Here is a 19,643-nt window from a genome sequence, read left to right on the forward strand (position 1 = left end):
GTCTGATGGCCAACTGTAAGTATTTCAAGGCGTTAACATGAGTGAAGATGCACAAGATGTGGTGTTGGTCGTCGAGGACGAACCGGCGATTCGCATGATTCTGCGGGATTACCTGGCGGGTGAGGGCTACCACGTGCTGGTGGCCGAAGATGGCGAGCAGGCGTTCGCGATCCTGGCGAGCAAGCCGCATCTGGACCTGATGGTGACGGACTACCGCTTGCCCGGGGGTATCACCGGGGTGGAGATTGCTGAGCCGGCAGTGAAGCTGCGGCCGGACCTGAAAGTGATCTTCATCAGCGGCTACCCGGCGGAGATTCTCGAATCCGGCAGCCCGATCACCCGCAAGGCACCGATCCTGGCCAAGCCATTCGACCTGGATACCTTGCACGAGCAGATCCAGGCACTTCTGCGTTAGCCTGCACCGGCCCTTTCGCGGGTAAACCCGCTCCTACAAACCTTGAGGTCTGCACAGCACCTGTAGGAGCGGGTTTACCCGCGAAGAGGCCGGACAGACTAGCGCAGCGTGCGTTCGAGCCCACCCACCAGCATGCTCTCCATCAACCCCAGCCCCTGTTCCTCGGGCAGCGCCTTCAACATCCCCGGCAACTGGTTCAGCAGCGTCGCCACCACATGCGCCGTGGCTACCAAGGCCTCGCCCTGCAACTTCGCCTGCGGCGCGATCAACCTCAGCAAGCCGGCCTCATAGCGCGCGCGCAGCAAGGCCAGGCGCGCCCGCTGCTGGTCGCTCAAGCAGCAAAAATCCCGCTCCGCCAGGCGAAACTGCAGCGGTCGCTCGGCATGCAGCTGCCAGTGCGCGGCAATCAGGCAGTTCAAGGCCGAAGCCCCGCGGGCCATGGCCCGACGGCCCTGGTCCAGGGTGGCCTGCAACTCCTCGTACAACTCCTCGATCAAGTCGTACAGCAAGTCCTGCTTACTGGGGAAGTGGTGGTACAGCGAGCCGGCGGTCAGCCCTACGTGGGCTGCCAGCTCGCGCATGCTGACCTGGCCAAAGCCCTTTTCGGCAAACAGCGCCATGGCCCGGTCACGTCGCTCTTCAAAGTTTGCACAGCGCATCGCGGCATTGACCGGGGGCATGGCGTTCGCTCCTCAGTAGGTGAAGAAACCGCGGCCGCTCTTGCGCCCCAGCCAACCGGCTGCGACCATTTCTTTGAGCAGCGGGGCAGGGCGGTACTTGCTGTCGCTGAAGCCTTCATGGAAGGCCTCCATGATTGCCAACAGCGTGTCCAGGCCAATCAGATCGGCCAAGGCCAGCGGGCCGATCGGCTGGTTGCAACCCAGGCGCATGCCGGTGTCGATGTCCTCGGCACTGGCCAGGCCTTCCTGGCGCACGAAGATCGCTTCGTTGATCATCGGCACTAGGATGCGGTTGACCACGAAGCCCGGGCGGTTGCCAGCGGTGATCGGGGTTTTGCCGACCTTTTCGGTCACTACCAGCGCCTGGGCATAGGTGCTGTCGCTGGTTTGCAGGCCGCGAATGATCTCGACCAGCGCCATCATCGGTACCGGGTTGAAGAAGTGCACACCAATGAAACGCTCGGGGTGCTCGATGCTGGTGGCCAGCTGGGTGACCGACAGCGACGAGGTGTTGGTGGCGATCAGGCAGTCGGCGGCGACGTTGGCGGCCACCTGCTGCAGGATGCGCTGCTTGAGCTGCAGGTTTTCGGTGGCCGCTTCGATCACCAGCTGCGCGCTGCTGAGCTGGGTATAGTCGGTGCTGGTGCGGATACGCGTTTTCGCGGCCGCAGCCTTGTCCGCCTCGAGGGTGCCTTTGCTGACCTGGCGCTCGAGGTTCTTGCTCAAGGTGGCCACGCCGCGCTCCAGCGCCGCCTCGGAAACGTCCACCAGCAGCACCTGGTAGCCGGCCACCGCACAAACCTGGGCAATGCCGTTGCCCATGGTGCCGGCGCCGATCACGGCAATGTGTTCAATGCTCATGTGTCTGGCTCCCTTAGACGCGCTCGAAGACCACGGCGATGCCTTGGCCGCCGCCAATGCACATGGTGGCCAGGGCGTAGCGGCCCTGGATGCGCTGCAGTTCATGGATGGCCTTGGTGGCAATGATCGCGCCGGTGGCGCCCACCGGGTGGCCCAGGGAAATACCCGAGCCGTTGGGGTTGACCTTTTCCGGGTCGAAGCCCAGTTCGCGGGCGACGGCGCAGGCCTGGGCGGCGAAGGCTTCGTTGGACTCGATGACGTCCAGGTCCTGCACCGTCAGGCCGGTCTTTTCCAGCACCTTGCGGGTGGCCGGGATCGGGCCCAGGCCCATCAACTCCGGCTCGACGCCGGCATGGGCGTAGCCCACCAGGCGCGCCAGCGGCTTCAGGCCCAGGCGGCGCACGGCGTCGCCGCTGGCCAGCACCAGGCCGGCGGCACCATCGTTGATGCCACTGGCGTTGCCAGCGGTAACGGTGCCGTCTTTTTTGAACACGGTCTTCATGCCGGCCAGTTGCTCGGCGGTCACGTCACCCCGTACATGCTCGTCGACGCTGAACTGCACGCTGCCCTTGCGGGTTTTCAGCTCCAGCGGGACGATCTGGCTGGCGAAGCGGCCTTCGGCAATGGCACGGGCAGCGCGGCGTTGGCTGGTCAGGGCCAGTTCGTCCTGCATTTCGCGGGTAATGCCATGTTTGGCCGAGACGTTCTCGGCAGTGATGCCCATGTGGAAGTGCTGGAACGGGTCGTGCAGCACACCGACGGTGTAGTCGATACCTTGCAGGTCACCCATGCGCGCCCCCCAGCGTGCCTGCGGCAGCAGGTACGGGCCACGGCTCATGGATTCGGCGCCAGCCGCCACGGCCACGTCGGCGTCCCCCAGCAGCAGGCACTGGGCCGCCGAGACGATGGCCTGCAGGCCCGAACCGCACAGGCGGTTGACGTTGAACGCCGGGGTTTCCTTGGGGATGCCGGCATTCATCGCTGCCACTCGAGCCAGGTAGGCGTCGCGTGCCTCGGTGGGGATCACCGTGCCCATCACCAAGTGGCCGATTTGCTCGGCGGCCACGCCCGAACGCTCGATGGCGGCACGGATCACGGCGCTGGCGAGGTCGGCCAGCGGCAGGTCCTTGAGGGAACCGCCAAAGCCACCAATGGCTGAACGGACGGCACTGACGACGTAGATTTCTGCGTTGCTCATAAGGGCTCCGATTGCGAAGTCATGGCGGGACCGGGCCTGGCTCTGCGAGAATGGCCGGCGATCCCGGAGTGGGACCGAGTCTAGGCAAAGGCTCTGTTGCAGCCTATGCCGGAACTGTTCAATCAACTTGGCACTTTTTGCCACTCAGCATAGACAGCGAAAACCGCCATGCGCGATAGCGATTCGGTCGCCGTGTACTTTCTCAATGCCATGCTCCACGCCCTGCGCGACTGCCCTGCCGAACGCGATGCGCAGTTGCGTGCGGTGGGTATCGACCCGCACCTGCTGGAGCAACCCCAGGCCCGGGTGCCAGCCAAGGCCTTTGCCCAGCTATGGCTGGCGCTGATCCAGCGCCTGGACGACGAGTTCTTCCGCCTGGACAGCCACGGCATGCCGCAGGGCAGTTTCGCCCTGATCTGCCGGGGCCTGATCCTGGAGCCGAACCTGGAAAAGGCCTTGCGCCAGTGCATGGGTGGTTTTGGCCTGTTCCTGCGGGATCTACGCGGCAGCTTGACGGTGCGCGGCGGGCGGGCGCTGATCAGCGTGCAGTCGAGCATTGCCGACTCGCTGACCCGGGTGTATGCCGAGGAAACCTACCTAGTACTGATGATCGGCATGTTGTGCTGGCTAGCCGGGCGGCGGATCGCTATCGACCGCACCGAGCTGGCAGTGACGCGCCCGGCCCAGGAGGACGACCTATTGTTATGGGGGCCAGACCTGCGCCTGGGCAGCGGGCGCACCGAGGTGGAATTCGACAGCGCCTACCTGCGCCTGCCAGTGGTGCAGGACCTGGCGGCCCTGAAAACCTTCCTGCGCAGCGCGCCGCAAGGGCTGGTGATTCGCTTTCGTAACCAAAACGGGCTAGTCGCCGAGGTGTACCGGCACCTGCGTGCACGGTGCTATGGGCAGTGGCCGACATTAACGGCGCTGGCGCAGCAGCAGGGGGTCAGTGCCAGTACTTTTCGCCGGCAGCTGGAGCGGGAGGGGCGTTCGTACCAGCAAATCAAGGACGAAGTGCGCCGGGCAATGGCCTTTGAGCGGTTGCGCGAAGGGGCGTTGAGCATTGCCGAGATTGCCGAGCAGACGGGGTTTCAGGAGCCCAGTGCGTTTCACCGGGCGTTCAAGAAATGGACCGGGCAGAGCCCTGGGAGTTACCGGGCGCGATTGGCCGGGCGGTAATTTTTCGGTGTGTCCCTTCGCGGGCAAGCCCGCTCCTACAGGTACAGCGACACCTGTGTAGAAGCGGGTTTACCCGAAGAGGCCGCTGCAGGCTGCCGCTCAATGATCAGGCCGGCACCATGGCAAAGCCGACTCCGAAGCGGTTCCAGGCATTGATGGCGGCAATCGCCAGGGTCAGGTTGGCCACCTCGGCCGGCTCGAAGTGCTCCTGCAAGGCTTCATATGTCGCCTGCGGTGCCCCGCGCTCGGGCAGCCGGGTCAGGCTCTCGACCCAGGCCAGCGCAGCACGTTCGCGGGGGGTGAAGTAGGCGGTTTCCTGCCAGACGCACAAGGTTTGCAGGCGTGCTTCGGTTTCACCAGCCTTGCGTGCATCGTTGCTGTGCAGGTTGACGCAATAGGCGCAGCCATTGATCTGCGAAGCCCGCAGGCGTACCAGTTCCAGCAGTGAATTCTCCAGGCCGCTCTTGGCCAGGGCCTGCTCCAGGCCGACCATCGCCTTGTAGGCCTCGGGGGCGTGCTTGGCCCATTCGATACGGTTGTGCATGGCTGTCTCCAAAGGGTGTGGGGTGGGATGGCGCTACTGTAGCGCCGCCCCTGCGCCGCCCCGATAGCCAATGGTGCCGATAAGTGGGAGGCCAATCGCCCCATTAAGGAGGCCACTGACAGGCATCCAATCTCTTCATTTCTGCCAGGCCAGCCAGGCCGGGATAATGGCCGGGTCTTGCTTCAAGAGAATCGAGTGACAATGAGAGCTGCTCTGAACCTGTTGCTGGTGGTCCTGCTGGCGCTGAACCTGCGGCCGATCCTGACCAGTATCGGCCCCCTACTCGAACCTATGCGCGCCAGCACTGGCCTCGGCTACCAACAGGCGGCCTTGCTGACGGCGTTGCCAGTGCTGTGCATGGGCCTGGTGCCGCTGCTGCAACCTTGGTTGCGGCGCTGGCTCAGCGAGCATGGCGGTATGCTCGGTGGCCTGGCCGCCATCGCCGTGGCCTGCCTGTGGCGCTTGCAGCTGGACAGCGCCGGGGCGCTGATTGCCAGCGCGGTGGTCGCCGGGCTGGGGGTGGCGGTGGTGCAGGGCATGATGCCGGGGCTGGTCAACCGCTGGTTTCCAGGCCGCTTGGCGGCGGCGATGGGCCTGTATTCAGCAGCGTTGATGAGCGGCGGCGGCTTGGCCGCCGTGCTCGGGCCGCACCTTAGTGGCTATTTCGGCCACTGGCAGGCCGGCCTGGGCCTGTGGGCGATTCCGGCACTGCTGGCGTTGCTGGCCTGGGCTGTGCTGCGGCCACGGTCAGGGGCGCCGAAGCTGGCCGCTGCCACCAGCGGGCACTGGTTCGGCACGCGCCGGGCCTGGTTGCTGGCGTTGTACTTCGGCCTGATCAACGGCGGCTACACCAGCATGGTGGCGTGGTTGCCGGCGTATCACCTCGAGCACGGCGGCAGTGCCCAGGGCGGCGCAGACCTGGTTGGCCTGATGACTATCTTCCAAGTCGCCGGGGCGCTGGGCCTGCCCCTGTTGCTGCGGCGCTGGGCCGACCGCCGCCCGGGCCTGTGGCTGGCGCTGGCGATTCAGCTGGCGGGCTTCCTCGGCCTGCTGCTGGCGCCCACACAGGCACAGGGGCTGTGGGTGGCGATGATCGGTTTTGGCCTGGGCGCCTGCTTCAGCCAGAGCCTGACACTGACCCTGGAGCACCTGAAGACGCCAGCCGAGGCGGGTAGCCTGGCAGCGTTCGTGCAGGGCATCGGCTTCATCATCACTGGCATCGTGCCGTACATCAGCGGCTGGTTGCGCGATATGAGCGGCGACTTCCAGGCCTCGTGGACGCTGCTGACCGTGACCGTGCTGGCGATGCTGCTGGTGACCGCGTGCTTCAACCCACGCGGCTACGCCACGGCCATCGCTCGCCCGGCAACGGCAGGCAAGCCGGCGCCAGTCAACTGAGGCGCTGCAGGGTGTCGCGCACCCGGTCCAGCGCCGGGTCGATGTCCAGCAGCTCGATGGCGCCGAAGCCCAGCAGCAGCCCCGGGCGCACCGGCGCTTCACTGAAGAACGGCGCCAGCGAGTACAGGCCGACCTCCACCTTGCGTGCGAGATTGGCCAACAGCTCCACATTTACCCCAGGTTTGGCCAGCGCGCTGAGGTGGAAGCCAGCGCTGGCGGGGATGGCGCTGAACCACGGCGCCAGGTCGTCGCCCAGGCGCGCCAGGATGCGCCCGCGACGGGCGCTGTAGACCTCGTGGCAGCGGCGGATGTGCTTGTTCAGGTGGCCTTCGCCAAGAAAGCGCGCCAGCGCCCACTGCAACAGGGTCGGGCTGTGCCAGTCACTGAGGTGCTTGGCCACGCAGGCAGCCTTCAACACGGCGGGTGGCAGCACGGCATAGCCCAGGCGCAGCTCGGGCAGCAAGGTCTTGGAAAAGGTCCCCACATACGCCACCAGCCCATGCCGGTCGAGGCGCTGCAACGCGTCCGCCGCCGGCCCCTGGTAGCGGAACTCACAGTCGTAGTCGTCTTCGATCACCAAAGCACCCAGCTCGGCGGCGCGTGCCAGCAGGGCGTGCCGGCGTGGCTCGCTCATCGGCATGCCCAGCGGGAACTGGTGCGAGGGTGTCACATAGATCAGTTGGGTGCCGTCGGCGATCTGCTCCACGCACAGGCCCTGGTCATCCACCGGCACCGCCTGCAGACGTGCGCCCAGGGCCAGGAACAGCTGCCGCGCCGGCGGGTAGCCGGGGTCTTCCATGGCCACCTGGCAACCCGGCTCGACCAATACGCGGGCGATCAGGTCCAGCGCCTGCTGGGCACCATTGCACACCAGCAGGTCGGTGGCACTGCAATGCACGCCGCGGCTGTAGGCAATGTGGTGGGCGATGGCCTCGCGCAGCTCTGGCAGGCCCTGGGCCGAAAACTGCCGCTCGGGGTGGCGTTGGCTGCGGCGCAGGGCGTAGTTCAGGCAACTGCGCCATTGGTCGAACGGGAACTGTGCTTTGCTCGAAGCCCCGCCGACGAAGTCATAGCGCGAAGGTGCCTGCAGTTGACGTTGGCTCAATACGGTGGCGCGCTGCTGCCAGCGTTCGAGGGAAGCGGCGCCGGCCAGGGCGATGGTGGTGGATGCGCTGTTGCGCAGCGGCTGGCGTGGGGTGATGAAGGTGCCACGGCCGACCACGGCGCTTAGCAGGTTGTCGTAGGTCAGCCGGGAATAGGCCTCGGCCACGGTCTTGCGTGACACGCCCAGTTGCTCGGCCAGCAGACGGGTTGGCGGCAACTGAGTGCCGGCGGCCAGGTGGCCGCTGTCGATACCGGCGCGCAATTGCTGGTAAAGCTGGTTGGCGAGCCCTTTGCGGCCTTCCAGGCGAATGTGCAGTTCCATGGGGCGGTCCGGAGCAGGGGAGTGCTCAGGATAGCGGATTGACCGGGGAAGGGCATGCGGGCCGCGCCCGCAAACCGTAGGCTCAAGCTCAGAGCCGGGCGGTGCTCACTGTGATGTAGCCTTTGTCCGCCAGCGCTATGCGTATCACCGTTTCATCCGCGGGTGCCTTGCGGTTGCGGCTGATACGCACGCCTTCCACCACTGCCGCTTTCATATGCTGCGATATGGCCCGCCCGTGCGCATCAAAAAACACCTCGCTGGCCAGCAACTCGATACGTTCGATCAGCTCTCGGGAGCGTTCGTCAGTAGCACAGAAAAACATGACCCCCGACAAGTGGGGGTCTTCATCCGGGTTGTCCATATCATGGGCCAGCAGTTCGCGCAGGGTGCTGCGCAGTTCGTCGGTGGAGCGGGCGTACACATGCATGCGGAGCCTCCTCGGGCGCGCGACCTTGCGTCATCCAGTGCCGATCATGTTTTCTGCGGGCAAGGGCAGCAAGTAGGACGCTTCCGCGCGCTGCATAGGAAATTTCTGAAGATGCCGAGATGCCACCACCTGTTGGCGGGGTGAGGGCGCCTGCGGCACAATTCGCCGCCTGATACCTGCCTTGCCGAGGATTGCCATGAACAGCCATTTCCAACCCGTCGACCTGAAAAAGGCCTATCGCCTGCTGAACCATGGCCCGACGGTATTGGTGTCGGCCAACCACGAGGGGGTGGACAACGTCATGGCAGCCGCCTGGGCCTGCGCGCTGGATTTCGACCCGCCCAAGGTGACTGTGGTGCTCGACAAAATCGCCCGCACGCGGCAACTGGTAGAGGGCAGTGGCTGGTTCGTGATCCAGGTGCCGACGGCGGCGCAGGCGCAGCTGACTCATCAGGTGGGTAGCCGCAGCCTGTTCGACCAGCCCGACAAATTGGCCAGCATCGGAGTGCAGCTGTCGCGGATCGAGGGATATGCGCCGCCGCTGGTGCAGGGTTGCTCGGCCTGGTTGATGTGCCGGGTGATCGACGAGCCGCACAACCAGACCACCTATGACCTGTTCATTGGCGAGGTGGTGGCGGCCTGGGCCGATGACCGAGTGTTTCGGGAGGGGCACTGGGCCTATGAAAATGCCGACCCGCAGTGGCGCAGTTTGCACTATGTGGCGGGTGGGCATTTTTATGCGATTGGCGAGCCGGTGGTGGTCGACGCGCAGGATTGACTACACCTGGACCGGCGATTGGGCCGCATAGCGGCCTCTGTCAGCGCCCGATGTCGTGCTTGAAGCGCAAACGCCAGCCATGCAGCAACGGCTCAGTGTACCCACTCGGCTGCTGACGCCCCTTGAACACCAGTTCGCGCGCCGCGCAGAAGGCATGCGACGCCTCGAACCCGGCTGCCATCGGCCGGTAAGCCGGGTCTCCGACATTTTGCTGGTCAACCACCCGGGCCATGCGCTGCAAAGTTGCCTCGACCTGTTCGGCAGTAACCACGCCATGGTGCAGCCAGTTGGCAATGTGCTGCGCCGAAATCCGCAGGGTGGCGCGGTCCTCCATCAGGCCCACGTCATGGATATCCGGGACCTTGGAGCAGCCGATCCCTTGCTCGACCCAGCGCACCACGTAGCCCAGGATGCCCTGGCAGTTGTTGTCCAGTTCCGCCTGGATGTCAGCGGCACTCCATGGCCGGTCGGGGCTGACCGGAACATTTAGCAGGTCCTGCAGCAACCCCGCGCGCTCAGCATTCAGGTCGACCTGTTGCAATGCCTGCTGCACGGCCGCCACATCCACTTGGTGGTAGTGCAACGCATGCAGGGTCGCGGCGGTAGGCGAGGGCACCCAGGCGGTATTGGCCCCTGCCTTGGGCTGGGCGATTTTCTGTTCAAGCATGGCCGCCATCAGGTCGGGCATGGCCCACATACCCTTGCCGATCTGCGCCCTGCCACGCAGGCCGCAAGCCAGCCCGACCAGCACGTTGCTGCGCTCGTAGGCCTGAATCCAGGCGCTGCCCTTCATGTCGCCCTTGCGCAGCATGGCGCCGGCTTCCATGGCCGTGTGCATCTCGTCGCCGGTGCGGTCGAGGAAGCCGGTGTTGATGAACACCAGGCGTGACGCGGCGTTGGCGATGCAGGCCTTGAGGTTGACGCTGGTGCGCCGCTCCTCGTCCATGATGCCCATTTTCAGGGTATGCGCGGGCAGGCCTAGCAAGGCCTCGACACGGCCGAACAGCTGGTCGGCAAAGGCCACTTCGGCCGGCCCATGCATCTTCGGTTTGACGATATACAAGCTGCCCTCGCGGGAGTTGCCGCGGCGCTTGAGGTCGTGCAGGCCGATCAGGCTGGTGACCACGGCATCGAGGATGCCTTCCGGGATTTCCCGGCCATCGCGGTCGTGGATGGCTGGGTTGGTCATCAGGTGGCCGACGTTGCGGATAAACAGCAGCGAGCGGCCCGGCAGGGTCAGTGGCTGGCCGTCGGCGCCGTGGTAGTTGCGGTCTGCTGCCAGGGTCCGGGCGAAAGTCTTACCGCCCTTGCTGACTTGTTCGCTCAGGTCGCCCTTCATCAGGCCAAGCCAGTTGCGGTAGACGTTGACCTTGTCATCGGCATCCACGGCGGCCACCGAGTCTTCGCAGTCGATGATGGTAGTGAGCGCAGCCTCCAGGAGGATGTCCTTGACCCCGGCCGGGTCTTGTTGGCCGATCGCGCTGCTTGAGTCGACCTGAATGTCGAGATGCAGGTGGTGATGCTGCAACAGGATCGCGCTTGGCGTGTTCGGCTGACCTTGGTAGCCACGCAGTTGCGCGGGGTGCTTGAGGCCGACCTGGCGGCCATCGGCCAGGGTTACCTGCAGCGTGCCCTGGTTGATGGCGTAGGCCTTGGCGTCGTTGTGTGAGGCACCGTCCAGCGGGGCGCTGGCATCGAGCAACTGGCGGCCATAGGCGATCACCTTGGCGCCCCGCACCGGGTTGTAGCCCAGGCCACGTTCGGCACCCTCGGTTTCAGCGATGGCATCGGTGCCATACAAGGCATCGTACAGCGAGCCCCAACGGGCGTTGGCAGCGTTGAGCGCGTAGCGAGCGTTGCTCAGCGGGACCACCAGTTGCGGGCCGGCCTGCACGGCAATTTCGCGGTCGACATTGCGGGTGCTGACCTGCACATGTTCAGGGGCCTCTACCAGGTAACCGATGCTTTGCAGGAAGTGCTGGTAGGCGGCCATGTCGCGGATCGGGCCGGGGTGCTGGCGGTGCCAGTTGTCCAGCTCGGTTTGCAGGCGCTCGCGCTCGGCGAGCAGGGCGCTGTTTTGTGGGGCGAGGTCGTCGACCAGGGTGCTGAAGCCTTGCCAGAAGCTGCGCGCCTCGATACCGGTGCCGGGGAGGACTTCGTCTTCGATGAAGCGCTGGAGGCAAGGGGCGATCTGCAGTGAGTGGTTTGGCATTGTCTGTTCGCTCGATGTTCTGTCTTAGGGAAATGTGTTGCCTGGGCTGGCCTGTTCGCGGGCAAGCCCGCTCCTACGTTGGGTTCATCACCCTATGCTCAGGATTCAGAGGGCTGCCGCCCCGGCCTTGGCCACCTGGGCATCCTGTTCGGACTTGACCCCGGACACGCCAATGGCCCCCACCACCTGCCCCTCGACCCGCAGCGGCACGCCACCTTCCAGGCTGGTCAGCAACGGGGCGGTGACAAACGCCGTGCGGCCGCCGTTGACCATTTCCTCGTAATCCCGCGTCTCTTTGCGCCCAAGCGCTGCCGTACGGGCCTTTTCTACGGCGATGTAGGCGCTGGCCGGGGCGCAGCCGTCCAGGCGCTCCAGGGCCAGCGGGTGGCCGCCGTCGTCGACCACGGCGATGGTCACGTTCCATTGTTGGGCCTGGGCTTCCAGGCGGGCGGCGGTGAGCACACGGGCGATTTCGGCCTGGCCGATCACGGGCTTGCTATGCATGGTGGTTCTCCGGGTTCAAGGTTGCTTCGACAATTTCGATCCAATGCCGCACCGGCGTGCGCCCGGCCCCGTCGAGGTGGGCCTGGCAACCAATGTTGGCGGTGGCGATGATGTGCGGTTTGCCGCTTTCCAGGGCGTTGAGGCGGTTGTCGCGCAACTGTAGCGACAGCTCCGGCTGGGTCAGCGAATAGGTACCGGCCGAGCCACAGCACAGGTGGCCGTCCGCTACCGGGGTCAAGGTGAAGCCCAGGCGCGTCAGCAATGCCTCCACCGCCCCGCCCAGCTTCAGCGCGTGCTGCAAGGTGCAGGGGCAATGGAAAGCCAGGCGCTGTTCGGCGCACAGGCCGAGTTGTTCGACGGGCTCGTCGCGCAGCACCTCGACCAGGTCGCGGGACAGGCTGCTAACTCGAGCAGCCTTGGCCGCGTAACGCCGGTCTTTTGCCAGCAAGTGGCCGTAGTCCCGCACAAAGGCGCCGCAACCGCTGGCGGTTTGCACGATAGCCTCGGCGCCGGCCTCGATGGCCGGCCACCAGGCATCGATATTGCGCCGCGCCCGTTGCAGGCCTTGCTCCTGGGCATTGAGGTGATAGTCCACCGCGCCACAGCAGCCGGCCTGCTGGGCCGGCACCACGCTGATACCCAAACGGTCCAGCAGGCGTGCGGCAGCAGCGTTGGTATTGGGCGACAGGGCCGGTTGCACGCAACCTTCCAGCATCAATACCCGGCGCGCATGGCGCGGTGCGGGGCGCTGGCCGGGGGCGGTGACCCGCGCCGGCAGCTTGCGCTTGAGCGTGGCCGGCAGCAGCGGGTGCAGGGCCTGGCCGCTGCGGATCAGAGCCTTGAACAGCGCCGGGCGCGGCACTACCACACGCAGGCCTTGGCGCAGCAGGCGCTGGCCGAGCGGCCGCGGTACTTGCTGTTCGACCACGGCGCGGCCGATGTCCAGCAAGTCGTGATACTTCACCCCCGAAGGGCAGGTGGTTTCGCAGTTACGACAGGTCAGGCAGCGGTCCAGGTGCAACTGCGTGCTGGCGGTGATCGGCTCGCCTTCGAGCATTTGCTTGATCAGGTAGATGCGCCCACGTGGGCCGTCCAGTTCATCGCCCAGCAGCTGGTAAGTGGGGCAGGTGGCGGTGCAGAAGCCACAGTGCACGCAACTGCGCAGGATGCTTTCGGCCTCGTCGGCGCGGGCCAGGCGTCGGGATGTTTCGCTAAGGTTGGTTTGCATGGTCTGGCCTCACAGGTCCGGGTACAGGCGGCCAGGGTTGAATACCCCCTGGGGGTCGAGTTGCTGCTTGAGCGCTCGGTGGTAACGCATCAGCGCGGCGGACAGCGGTGGGGTGCTGGCAGTGCCCGGAGCGTAGCAGGTGGCGTGGCCCCCTACCGTGCTGAGGTAGGCGCGGATGGCCTGCGCGGGTGCCGTGGTCTTGAGCCAGCGCTGGGCACCGCCCCAGTCGATCAGTTGCTGGCCGGGCAGCTCCATCTCGCCGGTGGTGTTGGGCACGGACAACCGCCACAGCGGCGCGGGGGCTGCAAAAAACGCCAGGCGCTGCTCGCGCAGGTCGCTCCAGAAGCAGCTGTCGAGCACTTCGCCGCCCAGGCGCTGACGCGCTGATTGCACCGAGCCTTCGCCGCCTTCCAGGCGCAGGTACAGTGCCTCGCCGTCATGGCAGGCCGCGCTGATCGGCAGCGGCTGCTGGCCCCATTCGGCCAGCTCGGCCAAGGCCTGGCGGCGGCCCATCGGCAGGCGCAGGCTGAGGCACTGGCGCGGCCGGGGCAGCACTTTCAGCGACACCTCGGTCAGCAGCCCGAGGCAACCGAAGCTACCCGCCATCAGCCGTGACACGTCGTAGCCGGCGACGTTCTTCATCACCTCGCCACCAAAGCGCAGCAGCTTGCCGTGGCCGCTGATAACACGAGTGCCTAACACATAGTCACGCACCGACCCGGCCCACGGCCGCCGTGGCCCCGACAGCCCGGCCGCGACCATGCCACCCAAGGTAGCGTCGGGGCCCAGGTGCGGTGGCTCGCAGGGCAGCATCTGGCCGGCCGCGTGCAGCGCCGCCTCGATTTCGCGCAGCGGCGTGCCGGCGCGGGCGGTGAGCACCAGTTCGGTCGGGTCGTAGCTGACGATGCCCCGGTGGCTGCGGGTGTCGAGTACTTCGCCGGGCACCGGGTTACCCAGCATGGCTTTGCTGTTGCCGCCCTGGATACGCAGCGGCGTGGCCTGGTGCAGCGCTTGGTTGACCTGCTCCAGCAGGGCCTGGCTCATGTCGCGGTCCATGCTCATCAGAAGCGCTCCAGCTCGGGGAAGGGCAGTTGCCCATGGTGCACGTGCATCGCCCCGAACTCGGCGCAGCGGTGCAAGGTAGGGATGTTCTTGCCTGGGTTGAGCAGGCCTTGCGGGTCGAAGGCGGCCTTGACCGCATGGAACACAGTGATTTCGTCGGCGTTGAACTGCGCGCACATCTGGTTGATCTTTTCGCGCCCCACGCCGTGCTCGCCGGTGATGCTGCCGCCTACCGCCACGCACAGCTCGAGGATCTTGCCGCCGATGGCCTCGGCGCGTTGCAGTTCGCCGGGCAGGTTGGCATCGAACAGGATCAGCGGGTGCATGTTGCCATCGCCGGCGTGGAACACGTTGGCCACCCGCAGGCCGTATTCGCTGGACAGGTCACTGATGCCTTTGAGCACCCGCGGCAGTTCGCGGCGCGGGATGGTGCCGTCCATGCAGTAGTAGTCCGGGGAAAGCCGCCCCACCGCCGGGAAGGCGTTTTTACGCCCGGCCCAGAAACGTACGCGCTCAGCCTCGTCGCAGGCCAGCCGCACCTCGCGCGCGCCGGCTTGCGCCAGTACCGCGGCCACCCGTTCGCAGTCGTCGTGCACATCGGCTTCAACGCCGTCCAGCTCGCACAGCAGGATGGCTGCCGCGTCGACCGGGTAACCGGCATGGATGAAGTCCTCGGCGGCGCGGATCGCCAGGTTGTCCATCATCTCCAGGCCGCCGGGGATGATGCCGGCAGCGATAATGTCGGCCACCGCCCGGCCGGCGTCCTCGACGCTGTCGAAGCTGGCCAGCAGCACCCGCGCCACTTGGGGCTTGGGCAGCAGTTTCACGGTGACTTCGGTGACGATGCCAAGCATGCCTTCGGAGCCGGTGAACAACGCCAGCAGGTCGAAACCGGGGCTGTCGAGGGCGTCGCTGCCCAAGGTCAGGCGTTCGCCTTCGACCGTGAGGATGTCTACCTTGAGCAGGTTATGCACGGTCAGGCCGTACTTGAGGCAATGCACGCCACCGGCGTTTTCGGCGACGTTGCCACCGATGGAACAGGCGATCTGCGAGGACGGGTCTGGCGCGTAGTACAGGCCGTGGGGCGCGGCGGCCTGGGAGATGGCGAGGTTGCGCACACCGGGCTGCACGCGGGCAAAGCGGCCCTGCGGGTTGACTTCGAGAATGCGGTTGAAGCGCGCCATCACCAGCAGGATGCCCTTGGCCAGGGGCAGGGCGCCGCCCGACAGGCCGGTCCCGGCGCCACGTGCCACCACCGGCACGCCACGCTGGTGGCAAAGCCTGAGTAGGGTTTGCACCTGTTCCAGGCGCTGGGGCAGCACCACCAGCAACGGCACTGTGCGGTAGGCCGACAGGCCGTCGCATTCGTAAGGCTTGAGGTCTTCCGCGCGGTGTAGCACCTCGAGGTCCGGCAGGGCATCGCGCAATGCTTGCAGCAGCGCCGTTTGGTCCACCTCGGGCAACGCGCCATCGACACGTTCGTCGTACAGGATATTCATGGGCTCACTCGGCAGCGGTTCTTGTCGTTATTGGCAAAGCGGTCACCCATGCAGCCTGCGCGTGGTGGCGGCTGGGGTCGAGTACGGGGTGAACTGGTCCTACCAGTTTATGTGGCAGGTACTGGCTATTGACGGCTTTGCCCAGCTAGATTGAGGCAGCTGGTCGGAGTGGTCCTACCAGAAGGAGGGGCGCAGTGGGTACTGAAGGCAAGGCCAAGATCGCCGACCAGGTGGCAGAACGGGTCGAACGGCTGATCGTCGAGGGTGTGCTCAAGGTGGGGCAGGCCCTGCCGTCGGAGCGACGGCTGGTGGAAAAACTGGGCTGCTCGCGCTCGGCCTTGCGTGAAGGCCTGCGCATTCTGCGCGGGCGCGGCATCATCGACACCGAGCAAGGGCGAGGTTCGTTCGTTGCCGACCTGACGGGGCAGGCGGGTGGCACGCCATTGATGCACCTGTTCAGCTCGCAGCCGCGCACGCTGTTCGACCTGCTGGAAGTGCGGGCGCTGCTGGAGGCCGAATCGGCGCGCCTGGCAGCGTTGCGTGCCACCGATGTCGACCGCCTGTTGATTCGCCGGCGATATGAGGAAATGCTGGCTGCACATGAGGCCCCCGAGGCAATCGATGCCCGTGAGCATGCCCGTCGCGACCATGCTTTCCACCGGGCGATCAGCGAGGCATCACACAACCCGGTGCTGGTGCACACCCTGCAATCGCTCAGCGACCTGACCTTGAGCACGGTGTTCGCTTCGGTCAACAACCTGTACTGCCGGCCGGCGCAGAAGCGCCAGATCGACCGCCAGCATGCGCGGTTGTATCACGCGGTGATGGAGCAGTTGCCCGAGCAGGCGCAGCGGGCGGCGCGTGAGCACATCAATGGGATTCGCGAGAGTTTGCGCGAGATCGAGCAGGAAGAGCAGCGCCTGGTGCGGGCGACCATGCGCATGGATGGCTGGGGATGAAGTGTGCCTGTACCGGCCTCTTCGCGGGCTTGCCCGCTCCCACAAGGACCGCACGAACTGATGCCTGTGCAGTACCTGTGGGAGCGGGCAAGCCCGCGAAGAGGCCGGTACAGAATGACTCAATGATCGGCTATGCGGTCATCTTGCGAGAGAATGGCCTGAGCCAGTTCTTCATCGTTGGCCTGCAGCCCAGGATGGTCCTTGCGGGCCTGTTCCAGCGCCGCTTCCACATAGGCGCCGCGAATCGCACCGCCACTGGCAACGAAGGCAGAAAGCTCGTCACGCGTCGGAATGATCCGTTTGTCGTCCTTGAAGGTAGAGTAAAGCGAGGCGGAAACACCGGCCGAGGTAGCGACGTCGCCCGCATCGACGTCAGCCAGGGCAGCTCCGGCAGGCAGCAGGAGCAGCAGCGCAGGGGCGAGGAGTAGGTGGCGCATGGCGTGTTCTCCAGTAACGTGAAGCACAGGGAAATAAACCACTCAGTGTTTAAGAGGGTGCGGGCGTGGTGGTAGTTCCCTTTGTCATGCTGGAGATTACCCGGCGAGCTGCCACGGCGTGATGATGCCAACTACGCCCACGCAGCCCCATCCGTCATCGTCAGTGCTATTGCTCGCTCATTCTGACCGCCCGGTTGCCGCCTTGCTGGCGGTTACGGTCATCGACATTGTCAGCCTGCCGTCAGGCAGTCGCAGGCGAGCCTCAAGGGTCGCTTTACCATCGCTCAGGTAGCGGGTGTCGAGGCCATTGTTGCTGAAAGTGCCGTCGGCGCCGACAGATTGAATACCTACCCACTCGTGGTTTTCATTAAGTGCTTCAACGGTTGCACCTGGAGGGGCTGCTTTGCCTTTAACGCGCAAGGCCTTGCCGTCGCCAAGCTGGCCGGACAGTTCGAGCATTTGCGCGACTGCGACGCTTGTCCTTTCCTTGAAACTGCGGTCAGCGTACGCCATGCGCACCATGAACGTCGCTTGACCATCGACGAGGTGATTATTGCCGAGGTGGTCGTTTTCAAAATTGCCCTGTGCGTCGACGCTTGCAACGCCGGGCCAGGAGCCGTCCTGGTTACTGGCCTCGATCACGGCCGTATGGGGTACCGCGCGGCCTTTGATCCAAATTTTATTCTCGGCGGTGCGCACGGCCGATAGCTCCACTACCTCGGGCCATTGCACAACATTGAACGTGAGGGTGTCGGGGTTGCCTTTAACGCGTGCCTCCAGCTGTTGCTTGCCGTCCGCCAGGTAACTGCTGGTCAGATGGTCGTTCTGGAATTGCAAATGCTGGTCCACGCCCGCAATTTCTGGCCACGAGCCCCGGTAGTTTTTCACCTGAATGTGGGCATCGACCGGTGCGGCGTAGCCGTCTACATGCAAAACACCATCAGGCAGCCAGAACCCCCAAAGACGTAACAACCGATCTTTGTCGCTGCCTTTGAACACGGGCAGCCGAGTGGGGTCTTCTGTGGGTTTGTCCAGCCCCAGCGCGCTGATGGCTGCGAGGGTTTTGGCATCGGGGCGCATGCCCCATTTGATGAAAAAGTCTGACAGGTCTGCGTGCGCCGCTTTACTCGCTTCTACCTGGAACAGTTGCTTGCGCCCAGGCACAGTGCCGGGGTCCGAAAGTGTACGAACGGCTCGCTCGAGGGTGTGATAAAAACCATCGCCAAAGGCCACGCGAAGTTGTTCGAACATGACAAATATGATCGCATTTTCCACTTTCTCGAGGTTCTCGAGCTCACGATCTTCATCCGGTGCAGCCAAGTAGATTGTTGCCTTGTCCCAATGGGCTGGGCTTGGGCCGCCTTCGGGCACTGGAAAATCGTCGCCGAACCAGTAACGCAGCGCGGCCAGGGTGTACACATTGACCGTCACCTCGCCCAATGAGCCGTCGTTCCACGTCCAGATGGGCGATTGGCGCTGGTGGCCCAGCTCATGCCATAGCCTCCAACTGGCCTTGGCCCCCCCGGTATTCAATTCGCGCGAAGCGGGGAACGGCAGCATCGCTCGATAATCGGCGGCGGACGGATTGACGTCAGCCCGAGTTTCTACAACAAGCGGGCGTAACACACTGGCTGTCTCCGGGCTTAATCCGGCAATGACATTCTGCGCATCGATACCTTGCTGGTAGGCGTCCAGTAGTGTCTCTGGGGCTGCCTCTGCGGCCCTGCGCATGCTTGCCAGGCTGCTGGCAAGGATGACTTTTTCACTGACCATCTGTGCGAGAGGAATTGTGGAGTAGTCCAGCATGCGTGCCCATTCGCTGGCCTGTGTCTTGCCCTTGATGAAGAACGGTATGGGTTGTGCTGGTTGCCCCAGGTTCACTTCAACCGTGGAGCCGCTGGGCTCATCATCTACAAGGCGTAGCGAGATTAACCCGCCTCGAGGCGTAGTGATGGTGTTGAGCCCAGGAACAAGCTTTTTGACCAGCGGCTCGAGTTCGCTTTGCTCATGATTCCAAGGCAGTACCAAAGATGGCGTGCCAACCAACAGCTCCAAAGTTGCGTTCCCCACATTGCCCTGCACGGTCACCGGCAGCGGGGTGAAGGCATTGAGGTAAAAACCTGTGGGCTGCCAATCCGCCCAAAGCATGCTTTGCTTCAACCGGCTGCGCTCGGCCTTGGCGGAGGGCAACGAGGCCAGTTTCAGTTCACGCGTTTGCGGGAAGTACTGGGGGTGTTCCTGCTTGTACTCCGGGTCCCGGGGCAGGATGTCCATCGACCACAACGCGGTAGCCTCTGGCTGCTCGGCACATGGAAGCAGTTGTGCAACCCCGGCGTTACCTTTGAGGCACCTTGATTCGCTGGGGTAGCTGTTTTGCAAACTCACATAGCCCGCCTCGGCGTCGCGCAGGACCCATTGTGTTTCAGCGATGCCTTGATCACACCGACCCATTCGGGCTGTCCATTGATAATTGACCAGGCAGCGCTCAGTGCCATCTGCTGCACGAGAGCGGTTGACCAACAGTATGTCCCTCCCGCTGGATCGGGCAGCCCATTGGGCGAGCGCATCGTCGTCTTTACCCGCCGGGCAGGGGCCAAGCGAGAGCTTGTCATCGGTAGTGGAGGCCCGTAGGCATGCAGGGTTACCCGGTTGTTCACTGGCCTGCTTGTTGACCAGCGTGCCAAAACTATCCTGTTTTTTTGCAGTGTCAGAAACAGCGCTGGCGAAGGGCAGTAGCCCCAACAAAAGAATGACCGCCGATAACTTTAAAGGTGTGCAGGGATGCTGCTGACTGGGCGCTTCAATAGCGTTCATTTCGAAATGTCACTCCTGCTCG

Annotated in this window: 18 protein-coding genes; 5 read left to right on the plus strand and 13 right to left on the minus strand. The window is 64.7% G+C overall.

What is annotated here, in order from left to right:
- Window positions 1-37 precede the first annotated feature (37 nt).
- Entirely contained in the window at window positions 38-415 is a 378-nt protein-coding gene (locus DV532_RS10230) for a response regulator (protein ID WP_056800730.1), read from the plus strand.
- 98 nt (window positions 416-513) lie between these two features.
- Here DV532_RS10230 and DV532_RS10235 read toward each other — a convergent pair whose 3' ends face one another.
- The 3 genes from DV532_RS10235 to DV532_RS10245 are packed head-to-tail and all read right to left on the minus strand — an operon-like array spanning window position 514 to window position 3,154.
- Window positions 514-1,095, minus strand: coding sequence for a TetR/AcrR family transcriptional regulator (locus DV532_RS10235; protein WP_056800732.1), 582 nt, complete (start codon window positions 1,093-1,095; stop codon window positions 514-516).
- Window positions 1,096-1,107: 12 nt separating this feature from the next.
- Window positions 1,108-1,956 carry a 3-hydroxybutyryl-CoA dehydrogenase gene (locus DV532_RS10240; RefSeq protein ID WP_056800734.1) on the minus strand — a complete coding sequence of 283 codons (849 nt, stop codon included), beginning with the start codon at window positions 1,954-1,956 and terminating at the stop codon, window positions 1,108-1,110.
- A 13-nt stretch (window positions 1,957-1,969) separates the two neighbouring features.
- Window positions 1,970-3,154, minus strand: a complete 1,185-nt coding sequence (locus DV532_RS10245) for an acetyl-CoA C-acyltransferase family protein (protein ID WP_056800736.1) — start codon at window positions 3,152-3,154, stop codon at window positions 1,970-1,972.
- A gap of 168 nt (window positions 3,155-3,322) precedes the next feature.
- On the opposite strand from DV532_RS10245, the gene DV532_RS10250 reads away from it, so the two are divergent.
- Window positions 3,323-4,333: an AraC family transcriptional regulator gene (locus tag DV532_RS10250; RefSeq protein ID WP_056800738.1), complete on the plus strand. Its 1,011-nt coding sequence runs from the start codon at window positions 3,323-3,325 to the stop codon at window positions 4,331-4,333.
- A gap of 106 nt (window positions 4,334-4,439) precedes the next feature.
- Here DV532_RS10250 and DV532_RS10255 read toward each other — a convergent pair whose 3' ends face one another.
- Window positions 4,440-4,877, minus strand: coding sequence for a carboxymuconolactone decarboxylase family protein (locus DV532_RS10255; protein WP_056800740.1), 438 nt, complete (start codon window positions 4,875-4,877; stop codon window positions 4,440-4,442).
- Between the two features lie 201 nt (window positions 4,878-5,078).
- Here DV532_RS10255 and DV532_RS10260 point away from each other — a divergent pair, with 201 nt between their 5' ends.
- Entirely contained in the window at window positions 5,079-6,275 is a 1,197-nt protein-coding gene (locus tag DV532_RS10260) for a cyanate transporter (protein WP_056800742.1), read from the plus strand.
- Here the strand turns inward: DV532_RS10260 and DV532_RS10265 are convergent.
- Window positions 6,268-7,701: a PLP-dependent aminotransferase family protein gene (locus tag DV532_RS10265; protein ID WP_056800744.1), complete on the minus strand. Its 1,434-nt coding sequence runs from the start codon at window positions 7,699-7,701 to the stop codon at window positions 6,268-6,270. The two genes, DV532_RS10260 and DV532_RS10265, sit on opposite strands and share 8 nt — an antisense overlap.
- Window positions 7,702-7,789: 88 nt before the next feature.
- Window positions 7,790-8,128 (minus strand): hypothetical protein, encoded by a 339-nt coding sequence (locus DV532_RS10270; RefSeq protein WP_056800745.1) that lies wholly within the window; start codon window positions 8,126-8,128, stop codon window positions 7,790-7,792.
- Window positions 8,129-8,324: 196 nt separating this feature from the next.
- Here DV532_RS10270 and DV532_RS10275 point away from each other — a divergent pair, with 196 nt between their 5' ends.
- Window positions 8,325-8,906: a flavin reductase family protein gene (locus DV532_RS10275; RefSeq protein ID WP_056800747.1), complete on the plus strand. Its 582-nt coding sequence runs from the start codon at window positions 8,325-8,327 to the stop codon at window positions 8,904-8,906.
- A 40-nt stretch (window positions 8,907-8,946) separates the two neighbouring features.
- On the opposite strand, the gene DV532_RS10280 is transcribed toward DV532_RS10275, so the two are convergent.
- The 5 genes from DV532_RS10280 to glcD form a co-directional block, all read right to left on the minus strand.
- A complete protein-coding gene (locus DV532_RS10280) occupies window positions 8,947-11,118 on the minus strand; it encodes a malate synthase G (protein WP_056800749.1) in 2,172 nt (723 codons plus the stop codon).
- Window positions 11,119-11,223: 105 nt separating this feature from the next.
- On the minus strand, window positions 11,224-11,622 hold the full coding sequence (locus DV532_RS10285; protein WP_056800751.1) for a heme-binding protein: 399 nt from the start codon (window positions 11,620-11,622) through the stop codon (window positions 11,224-11,226).
- Window positions 11,615-12,850: a glycolate oxidase subunit GlcF gene (gene glcF, locus DV532_RS10290; RefSeq protein WP_056800753.1), complete on the minus strand. Its 1,236-nt coding sequence runs from the start codon at window positions 12,848-12,850 to the stop codon at window positions 11,615-11,617. Before glcF ends, DV532_RS10285 begins: the two co-directional genes overlap by 8 nt.
- 9 nt (window positions 12,851-12,859) lie before the next feature.
- Window positions 12,860-13,912 carry a glycolate oxidase subunit GlcE gene (gene glcE, locus DV532_RS10295; protein WP_056800755.1) on the minus strand — a complete coding sequence of 351 codons (1,053 nt, stop codon included), beginning with the start codon at window positions 13,910-13,912 and terminating at the stop codon, window positions 12,860-12,862.
- Window positions 13,912-15,411: a glycolate oxidase subunit GlcD gene (glcD, locus tag DV532_RS10300; RefSeq protein WP_056800757.1), complete on the minus strand. Its 1,500-nt coding sequence runs from the start codon at window positions 15,409-15,411 to the stop codon at window positions 13,912-13,914. Before glcD ends, glcE begins: the two co-directional genes overlap by 1 nt.
- A gap of 194 nt (window positions 15,412-15,605) precedes the next feature.
- Between glcD and glcC the strand changes: the two genes are divergently transcribed.
- Window positions 15,606-16,370, plus strand: coding sequence for a transcriptional regulator GlcC (glcC, locus tag DV532_RS10305; protein ID WP_056800759.1), 765 nt, complete (start codon window positions 15,606-15,608; stop codon window positions 16,368-16,370).
- A 119-nt stretch (window positions 16,371-16,489) separates the two neighbouring features.
- Here glcC and DV532_RS10310 read toward each other — a convergent pair whose 3' ends face one another.
- Complete coding sequence (locus DV532_RS10310; RefSeq protein WP_056800761.1) at window positions 16,490-16,807, minus strand: DUF2388 domain-containing protein; 318 nt, start codon at window positions 16,805-16,807, stop codon at window positions 16,490-16,492.
- A 177-nt stretch (window positions 16,808-16,984) separates the two neighbouring features.
- A complete protein-coding gene (locus DV532_RS10315) occupies window positions 16,985-19,621 on the minus strand; it encodes a M60 family metallopeptidase (RefSeq protein WP_082476980.1) in 2,637 nt (878 codons plus the stop codon).
- Window positions 19,622-19,643 lie beyond the last annotated feature (22 nt).

The sequence above is a fragment of the Pseudomonas sp. Leaf58 genome, from assembly GCF_003627215.1.
GTDB lineage: Bacteria > Pseudomonadota > Gammaproteobacteria > Pseudomonadales > Pseudomonadaceae > Aquipseudomonas.